This is a genomic window from Jeotgalibacillus malaysiensis, from assembly GCF_044789845.1.
GTDB classification, from domain to species: domain Bacteria; phylum Bacillota; class Bacilli; order Bacillales; family Jeotgalibacillaceae; genus Jeotgalibacillus; species Jeotgalibacillus malaysiensis_A.
The window spans coordinates 720,001-744,484 of record NZ_CP085252.1 but is presented as its reverse complement, the minus strand read 5'-3'; the positions used below and the strand labels follow the sequence as shown (position 1 = coordinate 744,484).

Below are 24,484 nucleotides of genomic sequence, written 5' to 3'. Positions count from 1 at the left end.
GTCACATGACGGTCATTTATGGTGCTAGAATTAAACTATGGACTTGGTTAAGTGATTGCTTTCCTTCACAGTCCATTCTGTATTTCGATCGATCCACTCAAAAAGTTGCTTGGTCGGTATTCTTGGGTGACCGGCACTGCGAAGGACCGGAAAATCCCTACGATTGATTAATTCGGTTGCTTTTGGCCTGCTAATGTCAAAGAGTTCCATAAATTGAATCATTGTAAGTAATGGTGGTAATTGTTGCTTGATTGCATGTCTTTCAAGTGCTTGATCAAGAGCTACATTGAACATCTCCTGGAGCTTATCCAGATCCTTTTGATTGAGTTCAAATTCAAGTTTCATATTTGTCGGCCTCCTTTAAGACACTTGGCGAGGTACCCAGTTGTCGATATAGTTAATAGCTTTAAGCAGATCCTTACGCTTTAAATCTTTATAGCTGCCTACTGCGAATCGGTCTTTAATTTCTCTGTGCAGTTCCCTGAATAGTTTTCGACGATCTTCCTCACAAGATGTTAAAGCGTAAACTCTTTTTGCGACGCCCTTTTGAAGCCGTCTTTGCTCACCGTGATCAAGCGTGATTTGATTGTCCACTTTGTCAGTCAACACCTTTATTTCGTTTTCAACGTCAGTCAGTTTCTTTGAATGCTTAATCGTTAGTTCCATGTTTGCCAGCAACTGTTCTTCCGGTGATAACACCTTCACTTGAGCCTGCACCCGATAATAATCATCAACTAACGTTTCATAAGCATCCCAAGCGACATCATTGTTTAAAGACTTCGCTAACATCCAAGCTCCTTTTTCTGTCCAGAGATAAAGGATTGAAGTGAATTTTAGGTTATCGTCAAATTGACGTGACCCTTTGAATTCTCGAAGCTGTTCGCCGGTAAGAGCAAAGTAATGCTTGCCCTGGTGGTAACGTTCAACGTTTCTTTGGAAATTGCGAGCCAATGTTTTTGTATCTGTATCGAATGATTCAGCAAGCTGTTGTGTTGTTAAAAGCCTTTGATCGTTATAAGTGATTGGCTGAATGCTGTTCATAAGCTGTTTCGCTCCTCTCGTTGATCCATAAAGCGCGAGGTTTCGTAGAGATAAATCCGATATATCCCTTCTTACGGATCTTTTGCATGTGTGCATGAACTGTAGAAGTAGATAAATTCCCTGCTAGGTCTGCTACTTCTCTCACAGTTGGTGGATAATGATTCTGATCCATGAACTGGATGATTGCTCTGAATACTTTTTTTTGAGCCGGCGTTAAAGCTGCATTGACTTTAGTTTCCACGGCGATCACCTTTACGAGTGAAGACATCCATGATGACGATTGTCAGACCAACTGCTGAGAAAACGCCGAAGAATAGAATCTGAAGTACTTCGTGTGCTTCGTACATTTGGTTGCTCCTTTCTATCTCGTGCTAAAATTTAGGTATTACATTTAAAGCGAGGTTGATTTGATGACAAAATACTTGTGGGAATTAGATTTACAAAGCGTTCCACTCGGTTTTGAAAGTGACTATAACGAGTTCAAGAAAACTGATCTGGGTGGTGCCATTTATCATGATGAAGATGGTGAAGTTTATCGTTATAATCCAGTGAAATTTGCTGAAAGAACATTGTCGCTTTTCAATTCCGAGAAACTTAAAGCAGTTGAACTTCACAAACAGTTAAAGTCGAATTTCACGAAAGAGTATTATCATCAACTGATACATATTGATGTGAGACTCTTTGGCTTATTAGATGTCTGGACTGGCTTAGATGGAGATATAAGTTCATACGATCCAAACAATGTCATTGCTAATGCTGAAGCACAGATGAAAACATATTTTAGTGACTACAACCCTGCCTGGACTAACGAGCAGAACCATCTGTATCAGCCTTTAAAGTATTTTCAAGCTGAATCCTTCTTCGGCTGGATTCTTCGAGAAAAGTAACCAACTTGTGAAAGTCAACTGGTATTGAGGGGATGTCACCATCTCTTAAAACTTTTCTAAGTCGACTAGCAGTTGTCATAGCCATCTGATCGCGATCACTTGAGAGTACTTCCTGAATCTTGCGACAGTGCATTCTTGCAAGTTGCTCCAGTGGCTTTAATAGGATGAATTCATTTGACTGAAGATACTCACTATGTTGTGAAGGGAGCATCATGTCGTACTTTTTGTAATCAATCTGCTGTTCGTTCATGGCTGCTCCTTTCTAGCTGATTTTATGAGTATGAGAATCTTGTTCTTTTTGATTATAAAAAAGATGGTCAACATCCTTTTCTAAAATTCTTGCTACTTTGATGGCATCTTTTGTTCTTGGAGTAGAAAAACCTGTTTCCCAGTTTGATACAGTTGCTTTGGTGTAACCAACCATTTCTCCAAGTTTTTCTTGAGTAAATCCTTTTTCCAGACGAGCTTGAATTAATCGATCATTTTTCATTTTGTCACCTCCAAGTCTGAATAACTTGTACTTCTTGTTTAGAGTATAAAGTACAAGAAACTCATATGTCAACAAAAAAATATGATTTTCTTGTACTTTGTATATTTATATTTTTACTAATGGTACAATATTCTTGTACAAACCTTGAAAGGACGCTGATTTTATGCTGTCTGAAAGATTGAAAATAGCCAGAAAAAGAAAAAAATTAACTCAGCTAGAATTAGCTAACAGAGTCAAAACGTCCAAGGGAACCATTAGTAATTACGAAAATGGATATAGCACCCCTTCCAATGAAATGCTAAAAGAATTAGCGATGACTTTAGAGGTTTCTACAGATTACCTTTTAGGAGTTATAGATGATTTTGAAAAAGTGACGCAGTTATCAGAAGAGGATCGTGCAATTTTAGCTTTTTCAAACTCTGTCGAAGGTGCATGGTTTAAAAAACTGCCAGAGAGTGATCGTGAAGTGATCGAAGCATTTAGAACTTTGTATTACTTGTACCAAGATCGTGAAAAGAAAAAAGAATAGTGCCACGCGCGCCTACGCGCGTAAAGAGGCAGTATTATTTAATTATTTATTATTCCTTCTTATTATGGTGCCAATGCTCATTTTTTGAAGTGCTGAAAACGTTGATATGACGGCTTTCGTCAGGGGTGCCAAGCTGCGCCACTGTTATGCCAAGCCTGCTAATTGAATGTTGTAGAAACGCAGTGATATCAAGGGTTCATTGGTGTGCCAAGCTATGCCAGATATATTTTTCCATATCTCCTGATGATTGGTAAAATAGTCTATTGAAAATGTATCGGGGTGCCAAGTCTTAAATACCGAAACATCTTAAACCGTTGATACATAAGGGTTTTACCGCTGTGCCCAGCTGTGCCACTAGACTGCCAAGCTATAATCTGTGAGTTTAAAGAAACGTCTACATACAGCCTTTCGATCGGGGTGCCAAGCCCTGCCAAGCTGTTTAACCAGTTTCATGAGATTTGAGCTCGAAATGAGCTTTATTTTTTTACCTATCAGATGGGTAAATCTATCTAATATATATTTTTATAGGAGGAATACAATTGATTAGAAAAATGGCATTTTTTATTTGTTTATCCTTAGTGTTGGTAGCGTGTTCTGAAAGTGATGCAACAAACGATGAGACAACTCCAGCAGAAACACCTGCAAGTGCTGAAGCTGCAGAAGAGAAGCAACCAAACGAAGATACTAACGATTACAGGGTGGAGGAGAATGATCAGTTTAAGATGACATTCCTCTATGAGAAAAACCCTACTGGAATTGAAGGAACTGCTGGACCGATCGATTACATAATACCCGGTGTAGCCTTAGCTGAAATTGAGATAAAAGATGAGTATGTCGCTTCAACTGTTAATAAGGAAGTAGGAGACGTTCTGCAAGCTGTCTTTATAGGCGGTTACTTTGAAAATACAAGTGACGAAGAAGTTACTCTTTTCTTCCCTACCGCAAAGTTGGTGACTGATACAAAAGAACAACTTGATCCTAATATGATGATCTCGGAAACTTTTGATCCTAAATTTCTTGGTAATGTAGTTCAAGAAGGTACCAATGCTTATATCTTAAACAACTCTAAAGTTGAAGATTTAAAGTCTCTCCAACTGAATATTTTAGCTCCACGTATTGGATTCTCTGAAATCATCGGTGATGATCTCAGCATTGAAATTCCTGTTAATAAAGAATAAACAAAACAATTAGGAGGAACTCAAAATGGACATATTCTTTTTCTTGCTGGCGGCGATCTTGCTTCTTTCTCTCATTGGATTAGTCATTGCATTTGTCGTGATGTTTGTTTTAAGGAAGCATCCCCCTATTAAAATATTTGGTCCGATCGCAGGAGTTTTGTTCCTTGGAATCATTTTGAGTTTAACCGGCTTTATCAGATCAGATGAATTTAAAGAATTCTCTGCAGAACAAGATGTTCTACAGGCGCAAGAAGAAGCCGCAGCTGAAGAACTTCGCCTTGCAGAGGAAGAAGAACAGAAACGTATTGAAGAAGAGGAAGCAGCCGCAGAAGCCGAACGTTTAGCAGTTGAAAAAGAGGCTGAAGAAAAGGCCGCTGCCAAAAAGGAAGCTGAAGAGAGAGGTCAAGCTGAAGCCGATAAAAAAGCTGAGGAAGAAGCCGCAACAAAAAAGAAAGCCAACGAAGAGGCTGCCGCTGCTGAAGCAGCTGAGGTTGAAGAAGCCAGCTCCACTAACACTGCAGGAACCACTGATCTCATTCCTGTAACGCTTGTACGCACAGTAGACGGCGATACTGCCGTTGTAAATTATGACGGTAAAGAACACTCTGTCCGCTACCTTCTAATCGATACACCGGAAACGAAGCACCCTCAGTTGGGTAAGCAGCCATTTGGCCAAGAAGCGTCTGACCGTAATAAGCAGCTGATCAATTCCGGACAGCTATCGATTGAGTTTGATGTTGGTGAGCGTGTTGATCGTTATGATCGTCTGCTGGCTTATGTATATGTAGATGGTGTATCAGTGCAAGAAACGTTGGTCCGTGAAGGTCTTGCTCGAGTCGCTTACGTCTACCCTCCTAACACTCGTCACCTGGACTCATTGAAAGCTGCCGAAGATGAAGCGAAGGCTGCCGGCCGAGGCATTTGGTCAGTTGAAAATTATGCTCAAGAAGATGGATTTGACAGTTCAGTGGTTGAAGCACCTTCAGAGGAGCCGGCAGAAGAAACTCCTGCTGAGTCTACACCGCCTGCTCAAGAAAAAGAGTTCTATGATAACTGCACACACTTAAGAACAGTCTATCCAGACGGTGTACCTGAAGGGCATGCTGCTTATCAAGGAAAGATGGATCGCGATAAAGATGGATGGGCTTGTGAATCATAATAATAATTAAAATTTTTTAATGTAAAGGGGAATAACTTATGAGTATCGAAAAAGTACAACTTGTTGCATTTGTTTACAAAATTTCAACACCTGTCACAAACATTGATGAAAACAATATGGTAAAGGATTTCTACAGCTACAAATTTTTTGAGAAGTTCTTACATACTATAATTAAGCGAACTGATAGCGAATTCACAGATGGAAAGAAATTTATCGATCTAATATCCATAAAACAATCTAGTGATGCAGATATCTTGGAAGGTGTATTTCACACTTCTAGATACGGAACTAAAAATGACATTATTGATATTAAATCAAAAGCTGTTGTAGCGAACCTACACCCAACTCAAGGTGTGCGAAACAGTATTCATTTTGTAATCAATAGAAAGACAGGAGTATTTATTATTCAATCGGATCCTTTTAAAGTTGCAACAAGGAACACAATTGTGAAATACTTCGACAGAAAACAAATACTAGCTAATACGCTAGTTGACAAATATAATAAAAATAACCATCCAAACCATATTTATAAAGAATTTATCTTCGCTATTGAAACGATGGTTGATGAAGGCTTTTATCAACAACTAAGAAAACTCGCTACTACTAAAGAACTTAAAGTAACTTCTTCTGTTGAGAAACCTGATAGCAATGCAGCAATTAGCACTTTAACAAAAGATGATTACGATGATAAAGACATGCTAGGAGAAGTTACAGACGTAAGTTACTCTTGGGAAAGTAACGGAAGAGGAAGTAGTTTGAAGCACATTGAAAGATTCGTTAAAAATGTAATTGATTTAGAAAAGGTGTCAAATATAAAAGCTAGTGGTTATAATCATGCCGGAAAATCTGATTCTGCTTCATTTTCTGTTAAGCCTGTAAAGCATTTTATTACCACTACAAAAAATTCAAATGGTGAGCTAGATGAAAGTAAGATTATTGAGGATCTAATTAAACACTGTAAGAAATATTCTTAATGAAGGAGGGGTGGCGAATGAAGACTGAAGTTAAAGTTAAAAGAATAAAGAGTGAATCTTTCCTTAAAAATATATTCAGGTCTTACATCGATCACTCTACCCCTTCTGAATTAAAATTCGACTTAGTTATACCAGCAATATTATCATTCACTTTATGTCTTATCTTGTATTACTTTATAGAAATACCAAGAGAGTTTTTGATTATTATATCTGGCATAAATGGTTTATCGGTAACGATTATCTCTATATTGGCAGGATTTAATACAGCAAGCTTAGCTATAATTGCATCAACCAATAAAGATTTTTTAAATAACGAAATATCAAAAGCAGATGATGATCTTGACCTAAAAGATGATATTCCAAAACAGACTAATAGCTTCTTCAAGTCTTTACTGGTTACTTTGTTCAATAACAAATCTGATAATAAACTTAAAACACTGATAATATTCTTTTCATACGCTATTGTAGCTCAATTAATAATAATAGTGATCGGTTTATCATTTGACATTATATTCTCTGCAGCATTAAGCAGTACATTTGAAATATTAAATCTTGAGGCAGTAATAGAAACAACCATAGCTCTAATATTTATTTTCATGTGGCTTACTGTAACTTTTCATGTAATTTTTTTATCAATTAGAAACGTTGATATGATCTTTAAATTCATCCTCTATACCAAAAAATAAACTCCCACTTCCATTTTTGGGAGTTTTCTTTTATACTAAAAAGGGAACATATGTTCTATAAAGAAAGGGGATGTTCCCGTGAAATTAGCCACTTCGCACTTGGAAGACTACGTACAGGAGATGTACGAGTCAATTAATATCATCAAACCCGAACAGTTAAACATGGAAACGATCGCTTCAGGACTAGGTGTGTCCCTCATTCTTGAAGAAACGAACAGCAGATGCATGGACACGTATGGAGATTGCTTCATCTTCATTGATTCGCGCTTATCAGAACAGCAGCAGTTTGAAGAATTCTGCCACGAGCTCTGCCATGCAATGTGGCATATGGGGACCCAGCGTAATATGCCTCTCCCTTACATGCTCTATCAAGAGTGGAAAGCTGAAGGATTTATGCTGCAAGCTGCAGTCCCCTCTTTCATGCTGGAACCGGTCATCAGTAAGGCTGACTATAAGCATGAAGCAGTAGCGCTCATTTCAAAGACATTTGGAATTACTGAAGATACTGCATTTAAACGTCTCAATCAACATTTATCAAAAGTTCAAGAGCATGAGTTAAATGAGCAGTTCCAGTTCAAAATGAAACGTATTTACAGATACCTTTAGGAGGTTACTATGTCAAAACACAAAATCATGAAGATGAGCGAAGCAACAGCAAAATACAGTAAAGATGGTCAGCAAGAATATATACCATTGATCGGTAAAATGTACGACATTGACGGAGAGTTGCACTGTGAAGTTTTAGAGTACCGGGATTTTGATGGGAACAAAATGCCTGATGATGGATCAGAAAATGAATTGTTAATTAACTGATGACGAACTTCAAAACCTGCTATGGATCATGAGTGATGGTTAATTCGTCACTCATGTTTCAAAATCAGTTTATTGTCGTCATTCTGAGCGCCAAATAGGATTTATCATTGTTATATAGATGATGTAATCAGAGAGGAGCATTTATATGGGAACAGTTTATAAGAGGGGTAAAACCTGGTCCTATCAATTTTATCATGGGATAGATCCGGAAACCGGAAAGCCAATTCGCCATTATGAAGGCGGGTTCGATAAAAGAAAGACCGCGCTTGATGCCATGGATGAGGCAATATTGGATATAAAAAAGGGGTTAGCGTGGGATTCAAAATCAGTCAAATTCGGTGAGTTAGCTGAAAACTGGATCGAAGGTTACATAAAGATGAACGCTAAGCCTGGAAGTGTTCGTATTAGAAGAAATGAGATGGGCCACTTATTAAAAGCTTTCCGTTATTCGAAGGTCAAAGATATAACACGGATTGATCTGCAAAATTTGGTTGATAACCTTTTAGCCCGTGAATATGCCAGAAGCACAGTTTCAGGCATCATGACCTGCGCTCGTATGATCTTTAAAGCAGCACAAAGAGATGGGCTCATTTTAAAAAACCCTGTGGACCATGTAATTATTCCAAAAGAAATATTAACTGTAGAAAAAATAGAGTCTGAGGAAGGTGACGTTATGTTTTTGGAGAAAGATGAGCTGACAGTATTTCTTGATACTGCTCGTGAAAAAGGACTGGATAAGGATTACGCGATTTTTTCATTTATTGCTTACACGGGTTTGAGGTTAGGAGAAACGATTGCTCTTAAGTGGGATGATTTAGATTTTGAAAATAATACGGTGAAGGTGACCAAACAGATTTACAACCCTACAAATAACCAGCACAAATATAAGATCCTGACACCTAAAACACGCCATTCAATCCGAACACTTGAAGTAGATGAATCAATCATGCAGCTCCTCAAAAAACACAAATTGTTTCAGTATGAACAAAAGTTTCTCATCGGTCAGGACTATCATGATTTAAATTTCGTTTTTGCCAGAGCTAATGGGCTGCCTGAAGTTCCAAAGCAGATCAATAACCGGATCGCCAGGCTGATGAGATTATCAGGGATTGAAAAGAAAGTCTCCACTCACGGATTAAGACACACTCATACTTCCCTACTTGTGGAAGCCGGCCATGATCTGATTATGATCAGAGATCGATTAGGGCATAAAGATCTGGAGACAACCGTTACTATTTATACTCATATTACTAAGAGTCTAAAAGTAAAAGCCTCTCATCAATTCTCAGAATCAATGAAAGGCTTTACGGAAAGAATTATTAAATTTTAATCGTTAGCGCTACAAAATCGCTACAAAATAGGCTAGCCTTCTTCATGAAAGCTGATGTAACAGGGGTTTTTGCCCCTCTTTACATCATGCCGCCCATTCCGCCCATATCAGGCATTCCGCCGCCGCTTTCCGGTTCTGGAATGTCTGCTACGACTGCTTCTGTTGTTAGGAACATTGCTGCTACTGATGCAGCGTTTTGAAGTGCTGAGCGTGTTACCTTAGTTGGATCCACGATACCAGCTTCGATCATGTTAACCCATTCGCCGTTCGCTGCGTTGAAGCCTACGCCGACTTCTTCTTTCTTCAGGCGGTCAACGATGATTGAGCCTTCAAGGCCTGCGTTGTGTGCGATCTGGCGGATTGGCTCTTCAAGTGCGCGAAGCACGATGTTGATACCAGTTGCCACGTCGTCTTCTGCTTCGATTGATGCGACTTTGTTGTATACGTTCACTAGCGCTGTACCACCACCAGATACGATACCTTCTTCAACAGCTGCGCGCGTTGAGTTCAGGGCATCTTCAATGCGGAGTTTACGCTCTTTCAGTTCAGTTTCAGTTGCAGCACCGACTTTGATGACTGCGACACCGCCTGCAAGTTTTGCAAGACGTTCCTGAAGTTTTTCTTTATCAAATTCAGAAGTTGATTCTTCGATTTGAGAACGGATTTGTGCAACGCGAGCGCCGATTTGCTGAGCATCTCCTGCGCCTTCAACGACTGTTGTGTTTTCTTTCGTTACTACAACTTTCGCTGCGCGTCCAAGCTGTGAAATGTTTGCTGACTTCAGATCAAGTCCAAGGTCTTCAGTGATCACTTCACCGCCAGTCAGGATTGACAGGTCTTCAAGCATTGCTTTACGACGGTCGCCGAATCCTGGTGCTTTAACTGCTACTGCGTTAAACGTTCCACGAAGCTTGTTCACAACAAGTGTTGCAAGTGCTTCACCTTCAACGTCTTCAGCAACGATTAGAAGCGGCTTGTTCTGCTGTACAACCTGCTCAAGCACAGGAAGTACTTCCTGAATGCTGCCAATCTTCTTGTCAGTGATCAGGATATATGGATTTTCAAGAACTGCTTCCATTTTGTCAGAGTCAGTCACCATGTAAGGAGATGCGTATCCGCGGTCGAACTGCATACCTTCCACAACGTCAAGCTCTGTTGTGAAGCCTTTTGATTCTTCGATTGTGATAACGCCGTCGTTACCAACGCGCTCCATTGCCTCAGCGATCAACTGGCCAACTTCATCATCAGCAGCTGAGATTGCTGCAACTTGTGCAATTGAGTCTTTGCCTTCGATTGGCTTAGAGATTGCTTTCAGTTCTTCAAGCGCAGCCACAACTGCTTTTTCGATTCCTTTACGAACGCCAACCGGATTAGCACCAGCAGTAACGTTTTTCAGACCTTCACGGATCATTGCCTGAGCAAGAACCGTTGCAGTTGTTGTACCGTCACCAGCGATTTCGTTCGTCTTGCTCGCTACTTCAGCTACAAGCTTTGCACCCATGTTTTCAAATGCATCTTCAAGCTCGATTTCTTTAGCAATCGTTACACCGTCATTTGTAATCAGCGGTGAACCGAATTTCTTTTCAAGAACAACGTTACGTCCTTTTGGTCCAAGTGTTACCTTTACTGCATCAGCAAGCTGATCAACACCGCGAAGCATTGAGCGGCGTGCTTCTTCACTAAATTTAATTTCTTTAGCCATTTGTAAGGTTCCTCCCAGAATGTAATGTGTTTTTAATTCGTTATGTTTTTAAATGATTGAATTAGTTTACGACAGCCAGAATATCACTTTCGCGAAGGATAAGGTATTCTGTGCCCTGGTATTTCACTTCTGTACCAGCGTACTTAGAGAAGATGATACGGTCATCAACAGACACTTCAAGCTCAACACGCTCACCGTTTTCAAGTACACGGCCTGTACCTACGGCAACGATCTTACCTTCCTGCGGCTTTTCTTTCGCACTATCCGGAAGTACAATCCCGCTTGATGTTTGCTCCTCAGACTCTACCAGCTCAATTACTACGCGATCACCTAATGGTTTTAACAAGTGAAACAACCTCCTTGAATTATGTTCTTCATTTATTAGCACTCTATATATATGAGTGCTAACACAAGTATTAGTTTAATTAATTTCCGTCGTTTTTGCAAGTATGATGGGTTTAAATTTTTTAAAAAATTTGTTTTCGGGAACCGCTGCTTCTTTCTGTTTGGGACTGCGCTTTCCGCGGCCGCGTGCTGAGCCATCTTAAGGCTTCGCCTGAATCCGTCTCAGCTGTCGCTTCTATGCCGCAGGAGTCTTCGTCCTCCACTACAAGAGCCAGCTAAGTCGGATGAATCAAGTATGTAATTTCTCCTTTATTGAAAAGTCTAACCCCCTTTTAATATGTAGACTTGTCCAAATTTATAAATGTACAGTGTTATGAATACTCTCCAGCTGTCCCTCGGAATGCAGGACGAAGACTCCCGCCCTAGGAAGGGACAGGTGAGACCACGTAATGCGAAGCATGTAGGGGCTCACCGCCCGGGGGCAGGAAAGCGAAGTCCTGCATGGAGAGGGACTGCGGCTTTTGGGAGACCATCCTCCCCACCCTATTCACAAAATGTCTACTTAATACGTCTGACATCGTAGCTATCAATTGAAGGTGCTGTAGTTCAATAGTAGAATAAACAGAACGAATCTATTTCAAAGGAGTATGATTGTGAACCGCACCTTTCTCATTATATTAATCACTTATGTGGCTATGCAGCTTTCCACATTTATCGCTGTCCCACTCGCACTATTTATCAGCGGAATGGTCTCAGATAGTGAACCTGCCGTGCTGCTCTACTCAATATCAGGCTACTGGATCTTTATCAGCTTTACGCTTGCGCTGATTGTCATACTGTTTGTCATGAATAAAAACAAAGGCGTCATGGATCTGCCAGGTAAAAAGGCTGGTCCGGGGATGGCGGCATTGTGGTCATTTATCGGGATTTTCCTGGCATTCTTCAGTCAGGCGATTGCAGTCGGTATTGAGTCACTGATCGGGATTGATCCGGGATCACAGAATACAGCTGACATCATTAGCTTACTGTCATACGTTCCGCTCGCAGCTGTAGCGGTTGCGGTGATCGGACCAATTTTAGAGGAAATTGTGTTTCGTGGCGTGATCTTCGGCTGGTTCTATCGTAAATATAATTTCTTCATCTCAGGACTGATCAGTGCGCTGATCTTTGCAGTGATCCACTTCGACTTCACCCATATTCTGATTTATGCTGCAATGGGCTATGCATTCGCGTTCCTTTATGCATATACTAAACGAATCATCGTACCAATCATCGCGCATATGGCGATCAACACATTTGTCGTGATGACGCAGTTCTTCTTTGCTGATGAAATTCAGCGGATCATTGAAATGAATGAAGCAGTATTCGTACTGTGGCGCTTTGCAATAGGAGGAATTTTGTAAATGAAATCTCCATTAGGACACGGTATCTTCTATCTGATACTTGGGGTATTCTTCGTTTACTTCGCTGTTAACAGCGTAAACGAAAACGGCTGGGGCTTCTTCGCCTACCTGTTTGTTGCATTCGCAACGTATGATATCGGGGCGGGACTCAGGCTGATTGGACTCCACTTTAAGATTAAGAAGCATATGAATGAAAAGAAGTAGCGGCTGGTGACCGCTGCTTTTTTGTTTGTGCTGGAACTTTGCGGGGTGGGTATTTGGTCATGAAGTGGCGAACCTGGCATGAGATACGTCGAACACCGTGTGTTTTGCGTCGAACATGCGGGTGTAAGTCTCGAACAGCAGCATATAAGTAGCGAACAAACCATGTTTAACGCCGAACCACCACCAAACTCACCAACAAAAAAAGAAAACAGCCGGGATCACTCCCCGCTGTTTTCCTTCAACTCTTCTTTTTTCGCAAGCTCGCGGTCGATCCGCTCCCTGCGTTCCTGTTCTTCTAGCTCACGCTGCTCGGCTTCAGCTTTTTGTGCTTTGTTGTAGCCGATTTTCGCGATCCAGAGGCTGATTTCGTAGAGTAAAATCAGCGGTACGGTTACGATCATGTGTGAGAAGATGTCAGGCGGCGTCACAAAGGCTGCGACGACGAGCAGTCCGAAGTATGCGTACTTACGGATGCTTGCCAGAAACATTGGTGTAACTATCCCCAGTCTTGTGACAAACAACATGATCACCGGCAGCTGGAATAAGAAGCCGAACGGGATTGTCATTTGAAATAAGAACTGGAAGAATTCATTGATTCCGATGACCTGCTCAATTTCAAGATTGTTCGACAGGTTCATCATGAAACGGACAACGAATGGGAATAAAATAAAATATGCAAACGCAAGGCCTGATAAAAACAGAATGACGGATGCAGGAATGTAACTGAGGGTTACTTTCCGCTCCCTGTCATGCAGACCCGGACTGACAAACGCCCAAAGCTGGTACAGTATAACTGGTGCCGTCATGATCAACGCAGTGAACATGATAATCTGGAAATAGATCTTTACAGGATCCGTTACCCGGAATGCGTTCAATGTCATCGATGCTGCTTCGTCTGAAGACTGGAGGAATTTCATCAGCGGCTCTGCTAAGAAGAAGCCTCCCACCATCGAAATGACAAAGAAAACGACTACAATGATGAGTCGTTTTCTTATTTCACCTATATGTTCATGGACGGTCATATCTTGCTGGTTCATATGGCCACCATCCCGTAATTATTGCTGTTTTTCGTCTTTCTTCGTCTCTTTTACGTCATCGTCGTCATCTGCAAGTCCTTTTGTTGCATCCTTGAATTCACGAAGGGTGCTGCCTGCTGCTTTCCCTAGCTCCGGCAGTTTTTTAGGACCAAAAATTAATAATGCAACGACTGCGATCACGGCAAGGCTGATTCCGCCTGGTAACATGATGCATGCACCTCCTCTTTCTTCCTTTATCATAAATTAAATTAAGCTTTTTGGCTATTCTATATTTCTTCTAATTGTGACGTTTCTACGTCATCTGTTCCATAATTCTTCAGGAAATAAATGAGTGACTGAAGCTCGACGGCAAGATCAATATGGTGGATTCTCATATGCTCAGGCACAGAGAGTCTGGCAGGTGTGAAATTCAGGATTCCTTTTACCTTCAGATCAATCAATCGGTCAGTAATTCCCTGGGCAGGACCAGCCGGCACAGTGAGGATTGCGACTTCGATATTGCTCGCCTTCACTTTTTCCTCAAGGTCATCCATCGCATATACAGGCACTTCTCCAATTGACGTTCCCGCCTTTTTAGGATCCGCGTCAAACGCCATTTCAATCTTTGTATTGTTATTTTTCAGGAAATTATAATGTAAAAACGCAGTACCAAGATTTCCGACACCAATCAGCACAACCTTTGTCGTTTCGTCCTGATCAAGTGTTTTACGGAAAAAGGACAGCAGGTATTCTACATTATACCCATAACCCTTTTTGCCAAGTGCACCAAAATAAGAAAAATCACGTCTGATTGTTGCTGAATCCACCTTTACAGCATCGCTCAGCTCTTTCGAAGAAACACGCTGCTTTCCTGATGAATGCAGGTTCTTCAGAAAACGGTAATAAAGCGGCAGTCGCTTCGCCGTTGCCTGAGGAATCTTCATTTGTTCCTGACTCATTCCTGTACTCCCCCTAAATCCAACAGTGCGCCTGGCACCGCATGTAAAGTGAAGCTGTGAACGCTTCCAAATCTATATGTTGTTGATGCTGAGATGAAGACCGCTGACCCTTTCCGCAGAGGACTGCGCTTTCCTGCCCCCGGGCGGTGAGCCTCTACATGCTTCGCATGCATGGTCTCACCTGTCCCTTTCCTGGGGCGGGAGTCTCCGTCCTCTACTCCAAGGGTCAGCTGAGTGAGTATATCTAATTTGTTTAGCTTACTCTCTCATTTATCAAACTATAAAATAGTACTTTGTTGTAAAGTTATCCTTCTTACCAAAGCGTTGAGCGTAGCGTAAGGCGGCGACTCCGGGACGATTAGTTGGAAGCTGAGACCCCACAGCCGAAGGCGAGGAGGCTCAGCAACAACCGTCCGGAAAGCGTCCGCCTGAAGCGCAGCGAAACAACTACTTATATAAGAACAGACTTCACAACAAATTCCTTTTAAATACAATCCAAGTCCCTATTGTATCATACACCATTAAGGTATCCGCTTGCAAAGTATGCAATCTTTTTCACAATGACAGTTCGTTGCTTATCACAACGCTGGTACGATACACTTAGATAGGAAGAAAAATGAGGTGAGCGAATGATTTTACTACAGGTCAATAATCTCTCAAAGTCGTTTGGCGCAGAGGAGATTATTGCTAATATAAAGCTTGAAGTCCAGACAAAAGACCGGATTGCACTTGTCGGTCGTAATGGTGCCGGGAAGTCTACCCTTTTAAAAATCATCGCAGGTCAGCTTTCGCATGACAATGGCGATATTAATAAACCAAAAGGCGTGTCGATCGGGTACCTTGAGCAGCATAGCGGACTTGAATCCGAGCTGTCGATCTGGGAAGAAATGATGAGTGTATTTGATTACTTAAAAGATATGGAAAAACGCCTGCGTGAAGCCGAGCAACAGATGGCGGATCCGGATGTGTATGAAAATGAGGAACGCTATAACCGTGTGGTGACCGAATACGATGAGCTGCAGGTTCAGTTCAAAGACGCCGGCGGGTATCAGTATGAGGCGGATATCAGAACCGTGCTTCACGGACTGCGCTTTCAGTCATTTGATTACGATACACCGATCTCGACGTTAAGCGGCGGTCAGAAAACGCGTCTCGCTTTGGGTAAATTACTATTAACCAAGCCTGACGTCATGATCCTCGATGAGCCGACCAACCACCTGGACATTGATACACTCAGCTGGCTGGAATCTTATCTGCAGGGTTACCCTGGCGCGATTTTAATCGTTTCACACGATCGCTACTTTTTAGATAAAATCGTCAATCAGGTTGTGGAGATTTCACGTAAGCGATCGAAGAAATTCCACGGTAACTACAGCCGCTACCTGGATCAGAAGGCGCTTGATTATGAGCGCGAGATGAAGGAATTTGAAAAGCAGCAGGAAGAGATCGCGAAGATGGAAGACTTTGTCGCGCGAAACCTGGCACGGGCTTCTACTACGAAAATGGCACAAAGCCGCCGTAAAAAGCTTCAAAAGATGGACAGGATGGACCGCCCAAAAGGGGATGAGAAATCAGCAAGCTTCGGCTTCTCGATTGATCGCCAAAGTGGGAATGACGTCTTGAAGCTGCAGGATCTCTCTGTCGGCTATGATGCACCTGTTTCACGTAACATCAATGCAGCCGTCACACGTGAGGATAGTATCGCGCTGATCGGGCCAAATGGTGTTGGAAAGTCCACCCTTTTAAAAACAATTGTAAAAATAATTCCTGCGCTTGCCGGACAGATACAATATGGATCGAACGTCAGCATCGGTTACTACGACCAGCAGCAGGCAGAGCTGCATTCGAATAAAACCGTGCTGAATGAGCTGTGGGATGACTATCCGATGAAAAATGAAAAGGATATCCGTACGGTGCTTGGCAACTTCCTCTTTTCGGGGGATGATGTGCTGAAGCCTGTCTCAACTTTGAGCGGCGGTGAAAAAGCACGCCTTGCGCTTGCTAAGCTGATGATGCAGAAATCGAACCTCCTGATTTTAGATGAGCCGACCAACCACCTGGATCTCGACAGTAAAGAGATTTTGGAGAATGCGCTGATCGATTATCCTGGTACGATCCTGTTTGTATCGCATGACCGCTATTTTATCAACAGACTTGCGACAAAGGTGCTCGAGCTGTCACCTGATGGCAGCACTGAGTATCTTGGTGACTATGATTACTATATGGAGAAACTGAGTGAAATAGCTGAGCTTGCAGCAATTGAAGAACGCGAGCGACTTGAGAAAGCACCTGCCGCTGAAAAGCCGACTGATAAATCAGCCTTTGCGCTTGATAAGGAAAAGCAAAAGGCTGAGCGGAAGAAACGCAGACGGCTTGAGGAAATTGAGCTGCTGATCACAGAGCTTGAAGGTACGATTGAAGAGCATGAAAACCTGTTGTGTGACCCTGAAATTTTTCAGGATCATGAGCGGGTGATGGAATCCAACCAGGCCATAGATCAGGCAAAAGCTGAAATGGATCAGCTGCTTGAGGAGTGGGCTGAGCTGGAGGAGGAATTGAGTGAGTGAGGTTTGAGTTTTTGTCAGGGATCCTTTTTGGGGATTCCTGTTTTTTTGGGAGTTTGTTTAGTGGTTCAGGAGAATACATTGGGTGTTCCGGAGATTTGGCGTGTGATCCAAAAGATTATCATGAGTGTTCATGAGATTACACATGACTTTCAGAAGATTTGGCAGGTGGTCCCGGAAATCACGTCATTTTACATACAGGGATTCAACAGGAATCCGCTGTCAAAAACTAGAATACTTTTCACAAACTCAAACCACTCCCCATCCAAATTCTCCTCGATTCCCACTTATCCTCACCCATCCTTCAATATCCGAAATATCAGGCAATTGTGAATAACTTTTTGCTTATATTTGTGTGAAAATTACAAATCAAATATGTATATAATGTGAACGTAGTGTAACAGAATGATGACAACACACAGAGTTATGCACATTACCCACAGGTTTGTACACAATTATTAACATTATCCACAACAAAAGACACACCGAGTTATATACAGCTTGTTTCTGACTTATACACAGCTTATCCACAGAAAAAACTCAGCTTTTTACAGCTGAGTTTCACTTCTCATCGATTTTGTTCCTCTTGCCCAGAAAATCATTGGAATTAATATCAGAGACAATAGTCCGCCTCCAAGTGATAGAATCGAAAAGCTGGAAGCACCAACCACCATTCCTGACAATGCACCGCCTGCCGCTCCTGATAATGCAATGAAGACATCCACTGATCCTTGCGTTTTTGCACGCACTGAAAGATGTGTGGCATCTATGATCGTTGCTGTTCCGCTGATCAGGCCGAAGTTCCACCCGAGTCCAAGCAGCATCAGTGCGACAATCATCCCTGCTAATGATTCTCCGGGTGCAAGTGCGCCTACTACGCCTGCTGCAAGCAGCGTTATCCCTGATGCTGACGCCATAAATGTCCTCCCCAGCTTATCAACTAGTACACCTGTAATTAATGAAGGGAGATACATAGCTGCGATATGAAGGCCAATTACTAATCCGACCGCACTTAACGTGTGACCGTGATGTCCCATATGAACCGGCGTCATTGTCATGACAGCGACCATGACGATCTGCGTGAGCACCATCACTACCGCCCCAGTAATCACGCCTCTTCTTTTCAAACCGGACACATCAAACGTTTCAATAGGTGCTGTTTCTTCTTTTGAAGCTTCAGACAGTCCACGTGCGATTATCAACGGGTCAGGCTTTAGCATGATAAATAACACCAGTCCAGCTGCAATGTAAGCTGCAGCCGCTAATATGAACGGTCCCCCGAGAGCCGGGACGCCAATAGATTCCGCAAACCTTCCCATGACACCGACCAGGTTCGGTCCGGCTACTGCACCAAAAGTTGTGGCAACCATTGCGATACTGACAGCTGTTGCGCGCTGTTTATCATTCGCCAGATCTGTCCCGGCATAGCGTGCCTGAAGATTAGATGCAGTTCCTGCCCCGTAAATCAGCAATGAAATCAATAGCAGCGGGACACTATCCCAGACTGCTGACCCGACAACACCAAGTGCACCTAAACCGCCAGTAACAAATCCGGCTCCGAGTCCAATCCGCCTTCCTGCTTTTTGAGACAGTCTCCCGACTAAAAGCGCCGCTCCTGCAGAACCGAGTGTAAACAGCGCAACCGGAAGCCCGGCATAACTGTCTGTCCCAAGCATATTCTGAGCAAGCAAAGCACCTACTGTAATCCCTGCAGCAAGCCCCGCTCCACCAAAGATCTGCGACAGTACAACCACCCACAGCGTTCTTTTATAAAGCTGGGTACGCTTTTCTTCACTATCTATGTATACTTGAATATCTCGTTCCATGGCTACATCTCCGTTTCATCTCTCTTTAACTGTATTGTACGCCCCGGGGTTTATTTATACAAAAAAAGACGCCTGCTTTCTCAGCAGACGTCCTCACCTTTATAACATTAACCCCGGATTCGCATTCAAATCCAAAGCTGACCTCTTCCCCTGCTCATACATCACAGTCCCGGCAGCTGCAATCATCGCTGCATTATCCGTACAAAGTGACAGAGGTGGAATCACTAGCTTAAGGTCTTCTCTTTCTCCAAACATTTCAGTCAGACGTGCACGTAATCCCTTGTTCGCTGCAACACCACCAGCAAGCAACAACTGCTTTACGCCATACTCTTCAACTGCACGCTTCGTTTTCTCTGTCAGCACGTCTACAACGCTTTCCTGAAAGCTTGCAGCAAGGTCTTTCACAACTATCTCTTCACCGCGCTGTTCAGCATTATGAAGCGTATTGATCACAGCAGACTTCAATCCGCTGAAGCTAAAGTCATATGAACCTTCCTCAAGCCAAGCTCTCGGCAGTTTTACTGAAGGCGTACCTTCATGTGCAAGCCTGTCAATATGCGGTCCACCAGGATAAGGCAGTCCAAGCGTTCTCGCCACTTTATCATAAGCCTCACCCGCAGCATCATCACGCGTCTCACCAATCACTTCAAAAGAACCGTGCTCTTTCATCAGCACAAGCTCTGTATGACCGCCTGAAACCACAAGCGATAACAGCGGGAATTGTATTTCTTTTATTAAACGGTTCGCATAAATATGCCCCGCAATATGGTGCACACCAATTAAAGGCTTCTGATGCGCAAACGCAATGGCTTTTGCTGCATTTACCCCGATAATGAGTGCGCCAACAAGTCCTGGTCCCTCAGTTACTGCAACCGCATCAATCTCATCCATCGTGACCTCAGCCTGCTCAAGCGCTTCCTCTACCACAATTGTCATCTGCTCAACGTGGTGACGCGAAGCAATCTCAGGTACCACGCCGCCAAAACGCTTATGACTCTCAATCTGTGAAGCAACTACATTTGATACAATGTCCGTTCCATTTCTTACAACAGATGCAGCAGTCTCATCACAGCTCGTCTCAATCCCTAAAATCAACGTTTCACTGCTCATTTAACTTCACCCACATGACTAATGCATCCTCTCCATTATCTGAATAATAATTTTTCCTGATCCCGCCTCTAGAAAAACCAAGCTTTTCATAAAGCGACTGGGCGATATTGTTACTGACTCTGACTTCAAGCGTCATCATCGTGACCCCTTCATTGCGCAGCATATCCATTACTTTCACCATCAGCTTCTCGCCTAGCTTCCTACCCCTAAGCTCAGGTACAACCGCCACATTCGTAATATGCGCCTCATCCATCACAAGCCACAGCCCGCAATAGCCGGCAACCGTACCGTCCACCTCAAGCAGCAGATACTTCGCAAACTGATTAATCGTCATCTCATTTTCAAATGCTTCACGGCTCCAGGGCGCACTGAATGAAGCCTCCTCAACCGCAAGCACAGCATCAATATCCCCATAGGTCATCCAGCGAAAGCGGATCTCATCCATTCTTCTTTTCCTGCTCTTTCAGCCAATTTGCCTCCGCTTCTGCAAGACGAATATAGTTCGGTACAAACCCATGCGCGTCCTCATCAGGCAGCCCTTCAGCATGTTTCGCCATTACAGCTGCACGCGGATAAGCCTCATCACCTGATACACGGTAAGCACGCTCACCAAGCACCGACTGAATGTCTTCCCAAAACACATCCACATCAGCACCCGAGAACAAAACCTTCTCTTCACGCTCAGCTAAATGTGCGAGCCATTCACTCATCGCCAGATTGCGATCCTCTAAAAGCGTCTGCCAGCCATCCCGATACTCATAAAGCCCGGTATACACATTACCTCTTCTCGCATTCATCAGTGGCACAACAACCCCATCATAATACTTTCCAGGCCATGCAAGACTAAGCAGACTTGATACTCCTACAATCGGAATCTTCAAAGACCACGCAAGTGTCTTCGCAAGCGTAACCCCAATCCTTACACCCGTATAAGATCCGGGACCCTTTGCCACAACAATCCGGTCAAGTGAAGCAGGTGCCACATCAAGCGACGCAAGCAATTCCTCCACCGCACTCATCGCCTGCAGCGAATGATTTCTCTTTATATTAATCAGTTTCTCACCCATCACTGCCCCGTCCTTCATGACAGCAAGCGACAGCGGCTGATTCGACGTATCAATTGCAAGTACAATCATCCTAAAATCTCCTCACATAATGATTCATAACGCTCGCCCCTCGGCACAAGCTCAAACCTTCTCGACGCCTCACCTATATAATAAATGAACATCTCGAGCCTCTCCTCGGGCAGCTGATCCGCAATCAAATGCGCCCACTCAACCACACAAACGCCCTCACCATTAAAATACTCATCAAACCCAAGGTCCTCAAACTCATCCTCCACACGATACACATCCATATGGTAAAGCGGCAGTCTCCCCGGGTATTCCTTCATAATTGTAAATGTCGGGCTATTCACCGTCCGCTTAATTTCAAGACCTTTTGCGAGTCCTTTTGTAAATGTGGTCTTCCCCGCACCCAGGTCACCCTCAAGCGTCAGCACATCTCCCGCTTCTAAAAGAGCACCAAGCTTTTCAGCAAAAGCAGATGTCTCCTCAGAAGAAGAAGATCTCCATTCATATGTTTTCAATCCATTCACCTCGTTGTAAAGTACATTGATTTGGCAGTGTATAACGGAAATGTACTGTTAAAATACAGATTAAGCTGTGGATTGTAGTGGGGACGGAGACTCCTGCGGCATAGGAGGCTCACCGCACGGCCGCGGAAAGCGCAGTCCTCCACGGAAATCAACAGCGTTTTTTAAATTCACTTCTTTATCAATAAAAAAGACTCACCCACTCGGAGTCAGTCTGTCAGTTTCATCTATCATCAATAGTTTACACGAAAAAGGTTCTTCTTTAAACAAAAAAATAACCATGACCAGTGTCATGGAAACTTAAATGGCGGTCCCGACCGGGATCGAACCGGCGATCTCCTGCGTGACAGGCAGGCATGTTAACCGCTACACCACGGGACCAAAGGTAATTGCGGGGGCAGGATTTGAACCTGCGACCTTCGGGTTATGAGCCCGACGAGCTACCGAACTGCTCCACCCCGCGACGATATAAAGCCTAGCGACGTCCTACTCTCACAGGGGGAAACCCCCAACTACCATCGGCGCTGAAGAGCTTAACTTCCGTGTTCGGCATGGGAACGGGTGTGACCTCTTCGCTGTCATCACTAGACTATAAAGGCTCGCGCCTTCAAAACTGGATACGTTCATCAAAGTAAGGAGATTGCCGAGAATCAACCTAGTCCAGTTTCAGCTCCTAGCTTTTCGGCTGCTTCACCCTGCCTGTTTGAGACTGACGTCTCATCCATTCAGGCTTCCACCAGCTCTCAAAGCTGACCAGTCGCTTCCACTTTCTTATATTGGTTAAGTCCTCGATCGATTAGTATTCGTCAGCTGCACATGTCACCATGCTTCCACCTCGAACCTATCTACCTGATCATCTTTCAGGGATCTTACCACTTGCGTGTGGGAAATCTCATCTTGAGGGGGGCTTCATGCTTAGATGCTTTCAGCACTTATCCCGTCCGCACATAGCTACCCAGCGATGCCATTGGCATGACAACTGGTACACCAGCGGTGCGTCCATCCCGGTCCTCTCGTACTAAGGACAGCTCCTCTCAAATTTCCTGCGCCCACGACGGATAGGGACCGAACTGTCTCACGACGTTCTGAACCCAGCTCGCGTACCGCTTTAATGGGCGAACAGCCCAACCCTTGGGACCGACTACAGCCCCAGGATGCGATGAGCCGACATCGAGGTGCCAAACCTCCCCGTCGATGTGGACTCTTGGGGGAGATAAGCCTGTTATCCCCGGGGTAGCTTTTATCCGTTGAGCGATGGCCCTTCCATGCGGAACCACCGGATCACTAAGCCCGTCTTTCGACCCTGCTCGACTTGTAGGTCTCGCAGTCAAGCTCCCTTATGCCTTTACACTCTTCGAATGATTTCCAACCATTCTGAGGGAACCTTTGGGCGCCTCCGTTACTCTTTAGGAGGCGACCGCCCCAGTCAAACTGCCTGCCTGACACTGTCTCCCACCCGGATTACGGGTGCGGGTTAGAAGTTCAACACAGCGGGGGTAGTATCCCACCAATGCCTCCACCGAAGCTGGCGCTCCGGTTTCCAAGGCTCCTACCTATCCTGTACAAGCTGTGCCAAAATTCAATATCAGGCTGCAGTAAAGCTCCACGGGGTCTTTCCGTCCTGTCGCGGGTAACCTGCATCTTCACAGGTACTATAATTTCACCGAGTCTCTCGTTGAGACAGTGCCCAGATCGTTGCACCTTTCGTGCGGGTCGGAACTTACCCGACAAGGAATTTCGCTACCTTAGGACCGTTATAGTTACGGCCGCCGTTTACTGGGGCTTCAATTCGCACCTTCGCTTGCGCTAAGCACTCCTCTTAACCTTCCAGCACCGGGCAGGTGTCAGCCCCTATACTTCACCTTACGGTTTCGCAGAGACCTGTGTTTTTGCTAAACAGTCGCCTGGGCCTATTCACTGCGGCTCTCTCGGGCTTGCACCCTAATAGAGCACCCCTTCTCCCGAAGTTACGGGGTCATTTTGCCGAGTTCCTTAACGAGAGTTCACTCGCTCACCTTAGGATTCTCTCCTCGCCTACCTGTGTCGGTTTGCGGTACGGGCACCTTGCATCTCGCTAGAGGCTTTTCTTGGCAGTGTGGAATCAAAGACTTCGGTACTAATTTCCCTCGTCATCACAGCTCAGCTTACGCGGAAACGGGATTTGCCTCATTTCCTGCCTAACTGCTTAAACACGCGCAACCAACGGCGTGCTCTCCTATCCTCCTGCGTCCCCCCATTACTCAAACGATGTGTTGGTGGTACAGGAATATCAACCTGTTGTCCATCGCCTACGCCTATCGGCCTCGGCTTAGGTCCCGACTAACCCTGAGCGGACGAGCCTTCCTCAGGAAACCTTAGGCATTCGGTGGAAGAGATTCTCACTCTTCTTTCGCTACTCATACCGGCATTCTCACTTCTAAGTACTCCACCAGTCCTTCCGGTCTGACTTCACAGCGCTTAGAACGCTCTCCTACCACGAATCTCATAGAGATTCATCCACAGCTTCGGTGAATCGTTTAGCCCCGGTACATTTTCGGCGCAGGGTCACTCGACCAGTGAGCTATTACGCACTCTTTAAATGGTGGCTGCTTCTAAGCCAACATCCTGGTTGTCTAAGCAACCCCACATCCTTTTCCACTTAACGATTACTTGGGGACCTTAGCTGGTGGTCTGG

At 44.0% G+C, this 24,484-nt stretch carries 26 protein-coding genes, 2 tRNA genes and 2 rRNA genes (1 of these 30 cut by a window edge); 12 read left to right on the top strand and 18 right to left on the bottom strand.

All coding sequences use genetic code 11. The annotated features are described in order from the left end of the window. Positions 1-30 precede the first annotated feature (30 nt). From LG330_RS04280 to LG330_RS04270, 3 genes are read right to left on the bottom strand one after another with little or no spacing between them, the layout of a single operon-like run. The gene (locus LG330_RS04280; protein ID WP_404407665.1) at positions 31-345 is read right to left on the bottom strand and encodes a helix-turn-helix domain-containing protein; all 315 of its coding nucleotides are present in this window, start codon (positions 343-345) and stop codon (positions 31-33) included. 15 nt (positions 346-360) lie between these two features. After that, the gene (locus tag LG330_RS04275) at positions 361-1,041 is read right to left on the bottom strand and encodes an ORF6N domain-containing protein (protein ID WP_404407664.1); all 681 of its coding nucleotides are present in this window, start codon (positions 1,039-1,041) and stop codon (positions 361-363) included. Further along, on the bottom strand, positions 1,013-1,282 hold the full coding sequence (locus LG330_RS04270; protein WP_404407662.1) for a LexA repressor: 270 nt from the start codon (positions 1,280-1,282) through the stop codon (positions 1,013-1,015). Before LG330_RS04270 ends, LG330_RS04275 begins: the two co-directional genes overlap by 29 nt. Before the next feature lie 169 nt (positions 1,283-1,451). Here LG330_RS04270 and LG330_RS04265 point away from each other — a divergent pair, with 169 nt between their 5' ends. Further along, a complete protein-coding gene (locus LG330_RS04265) occupies positions 1,452-1,928 on the top strand; it encodes a hypothetical protein (RefSeq protein WP_404407661.1) in 477 nt (158 codons plus the stop codon). Between the two features lie 262 nt (positions 1,929-2,190). Here the strand turns inward: LG330_RS04265 and LG330_RS04260 are convergent, their stop codons facing one another. Beyond that, positions 2,191-2,418 carry a helix-turn-helix transcriptional regulator gene (locus LG330_RS04260; protein ID WP_404407659.1) on the bottom strand — a complete coding sequence of 76 codons (228 nt, stop codon included), beginning with the start codon at positions 2,416-2,418 and terminating at the stop codon, positions 2,191-2,193. Between the two features lie 163 nt (positions 2,419-2,581). Here LG330_RS04260 and LG330_RS04255 point away from each other — a divergent pair, with 163 nt between their 5' ends. The 8 genes from LG330_RS04255 (at position 2,582) to LG330_RS04220 (ending at position 9,087) form a co-directional block, all read left to right on the top strand. Then, a complete protein-coding gene (locus LG330_RS04255; protein WP_404407657.1) occupies positions 2,582-2,947 on the top strand; it encodes a helix-turn-helix domain-containing protein in 366 nt (121 codons plus the stop codon). A gap of 539 nt (positions 2,948-3,486) precedes the next feature. Then, positions 3,487-4,125, top strand: coding sequence for a hypothetical protein (locus LG330_RS04250; protein ID WP_404407655.1), 639 nt, complete (start codon positions 3,487-3,489; stop codon positions 4,123-4,125). A gap of 25 nt (positions 4,126-4,150) precedes the next feature. Further along, positions 4,151-5,284, top strand: coding sequence for a thermonuclease family protein (locus tag LG330_RS04245; RefSeq protein ID WP_404407654.1), 1,134 nt, complete (start codon positions 4,151-4,153; stop codon positions 5,282-5,284). A 38-nt stretch (positions 5,285-5,322) separates the two neighbouring features. Next, the gene (locus tag LG330_RS04240) at positions 5,323-6,258 is read left to right on the top strand and encodes a hypothetical protein (protein WP_404407652.1); all 936 of its coding nucleotides are present in this window, start codon (positions 5,323-5,325) and stop codon (positions 6,256-6,258) included. Positions 6,259-6,275: 17 nt separating this feature from the next. Beyond that, the gene (locus LG330_RS04235; protein ID WP_404407650.1) at positions 6,276-6,944 is read left to right on the top strand and encodes a hypothetical protein; all 669 of its coding nucleotides are present in this window, start codon (positions 6,276-6,278) and stop codon (positions 6,942-6,944) included. A gap of 78 nt (positions 6,945-7,022) precedes the next feature. Then, complete coding sequence (locus LG330_RS04230) at positions 7,023-7,550, top strand: ImmA/IrrE family metallo-endopeptidase (RefSeq protein ID WP_404407648.1); 528 nt, start codon at positions 7,023-7,025, stop codon at positions 7,548-7,550. Positions 7,551-7,559: 9 nt separating this feature from the next. Then, entirely contained in the window at positions 7,560-7,757 is a 198-nt protein-coding gene (locus LG330_RS04225; RefSeq protein ID WP_041123111.1) for a hypothetical protein, read from the top strand. Positions 7,758-7,902: 145 nt separating this feature from the next. Beyond that, positions 7,903-9,087, top strand: coding sequence for a tyrosine-type recombinase/integrase (locus LG330_RS04220; RefSeq protein WP_404407646.1), 1,185 nt, complete (start codon positions 7,903-7,905; stop codon positions 9,085-9,087). 79 nt (positions 9,088-9,166) lie between these two features. Here the strand turns inward: LG330_RS04220 and groL are convergent, their stop codons facing one another. After that, the gene (gene groL, locus LG330_RS04215) at positions 9,167-10,789 is read right to left on the bottom strand and encodes a chaperonin GroEL (RefSeq protein ID WP_404407644.1); all 1,623 of its coding nucleotides are present in this window, start codon (positions 10,787-10,789) and stop codon (positions 9,167-9,169) included. A 61-nt stretch (positions 10,790-10,850) separates the two neighbouring features. Next, positions 10,851-11,135 carry a co-chaperone GroES gene (gene groES, locus LG330_RS04210; RefSeq protein WP_404407642.1) on the bottom strand — a complete coding sequence of 95 codons (285 nt, stop codon included), beginning with the start codon at positions 11,133-11,135 and terminating at the stop codon, positions 10,851-10,853. Positions 11,136-11,787: 652 nt separating this feature from the next. Here groES and LG330_RS04205 point away from each other — a divergent pair. Next, positions 11,788-12,537, top strand: coding sequence for a lysostaphin resistance A-like protein (locus LG330_RS04205; protein ID WP_404407640.1), 750 nt, complete (start codon positions 11,788-11,790; stop codon positions 12,535-12,537). Beyond that, positions 12,538-12,741 carry a YdiK family protein gene (locus LG330_RS04200; protein ID WP_039807386.1) on the top strand — a complete coding sequence of 68 codons (204 nt, stop codon included), beginning with the start codon at positions 12,538-12,540 and terminating at the stop codon, positions 12,739-12,741. Between the two features lie 218 nt (positions 12,742-12,959). Here the strand turns inward: LG330_RS04200 and tatC are convergent, their stop codons facing one another. From tatC to LG330_RS04185, 3 genes are read right to left on the bottom strand one after another with little or no spacing between them, the layout of a single operon-like run. Further along, complete coding sequence (gene tatC, locus LG330_RS04195; protein WP_404407638.1) at positions 12,960-13,778, bottom strand: twin-arginine translocase subunit TatC; 819 nt, start codon at positions 13,776-13,778, stop codon at positions 12,960-12,962. A gap of 18 nt (positions 13,779-13,796) precedes the next feature. Continuing rightward, positions 13,797-13,985: a twin-arginine translocase TatA/TatE family subunit gene (locus LG330_RS04190; RefSeq protein ID WP_404407636.1), complete on the bottom strand. Its 189-nt coding sequence runs from the start codon at positions 13,983-13,985 to the stop codon at positions 13,797-13,799. A 59-nt stretch (positions 13,986-14,044) separates the two neighbouring features. Next, a complete protein-coding gene (locus tag LG330_RS04185; RefSeq protein WP_404407634.1) occupies positions 14,045-14,716 on the bottom strand; it encodes a redox-sensing transcriptional repressor Rex in 672 nt (223 codons plus the stop codon). 629 nt (positions 14,717-15,345) lie between these two features. Between LG330_RS04185 and LG330_RS04180 the strand changes: the two genes are divergently transcribed. Then, a complete protein-coding gene (locus LG330_RS04180; protein WP_404407632.1) occupies positions 15,346-17,283 on the top strand; it encodes an ABC-F family ATP-binding cassette domain-containing protein in 1,938 nt (645 codons plus the stop codon). A gap of 545 nt (positions 17,284-17,828) precedes the next feature. On the opposite strand, the gene LG330_RS04175 is transcribed toward LG330_RS04180, so the two are convergent. From LG330_RS04175 to LG330_RS04135, 9 genes are all read right to left on the bottom strand, one after another. After that, complete coding sequence (locus LG330_RS04175; RefSeq protein WP_404407630.1) at positions 17,829-19,106, bottom strand: MFS transporter; 1,278 nt, start codon at positions 19,104-19,106, stop codon at positions 17,829-17,831. 99 nt (positions 19,107-19,205) lie between these two features. After that, the gene (tsaD, locus tag LG330_RS04170; RefSeq protein ID WP_404407628.1) at positions 19,206-20,216 is read right to left on the bottom strand and encodes a tRNA (adenosine(37)-N6)-threonylcarbamoyltransferase complex transferase subunit TsaD; all 1,011 of its coding nucleotides are present in this window, start codon (positions 20,214-20,216) and stop codon (positions 19,206-19,208) included. Then, positions 20,206-20,661 (bottom strand): ribosomal protein S18-alanine N-acetyltransferase, encoded by a 456-nt coding sequence (gene rimI, locus LG330_RS04165; protein ID WP_404407627.1) that lies wholly within the window; start codon positions 20,659-20,661, stop codon positions 20,206-20,208. The genes tsaD and rimI overlap by 11 nt, the downstream gene beginning before the upstream one ends. After that, positions 20,654-21,352, bottom strand: a complete 699-nt coding sequence (tsaB, locus tag LG330_RS04160) for a tRNA (adenosine(37)-N6)-threonylcarbamoyltransferase complex dimerization subunit type 1 TsaB (RefSeq protein ID WP_404407625.1) — start codon at positions 21,350-21,352, stop codon at positions 20,654-20,656. The genes rimI and tsaB overlap by 8 nt, the downstream gene beginning before the upstream one ends. After that, positions 21,349-21,804 carry a tRNA (adenosine(37)-N6)-threonylcarbamoyltransferase complex ATPase subunit type 1 TsaE gene (tsaE, locus tag LG330_RS04155; RefSeq protein WP_404407623.1) on the bottom strand — a complete coding sequence of 152 codons (456 nt, stop codon included), beginning with the start codon at positions 21,802-21,804 and terminating at the stop codon, positions 21,349-21,351. Before tsaE ends, tsaB begins: the two co-directional genes overlap by 4 nt. Positions 21,805-22,115: 311 nt before the next feature. Beyond that, positions 22,116-22,191 (bottom strand) — tRNA-Asp (locus tag LG330_RS04150). A gap of 8 nt (positions 22,192-22,199) precedes the next feature. Beyond that, positions 22,200-22,273: transfer RNA gene (locus LG330_RS04145), tRNA-Met, on the bottom strand. 10 nt (positions 22,274-22,283) lie between these two features. Continuing rightward, a 5S ribosomal RNA gene (gene rrf / locus LG330_RS04140) occupies positions 22,284-22,399 on the bottom strand. 187 nt (positions 22,400-22,586) lie between these two features. Beyond that, positions 22,587-24,484: ribosomal RNA gene (locus LG330_RS04135) — 23S ribosomal RNA — on the bottom strand; it runs 1,029 nt beyond the window's last position.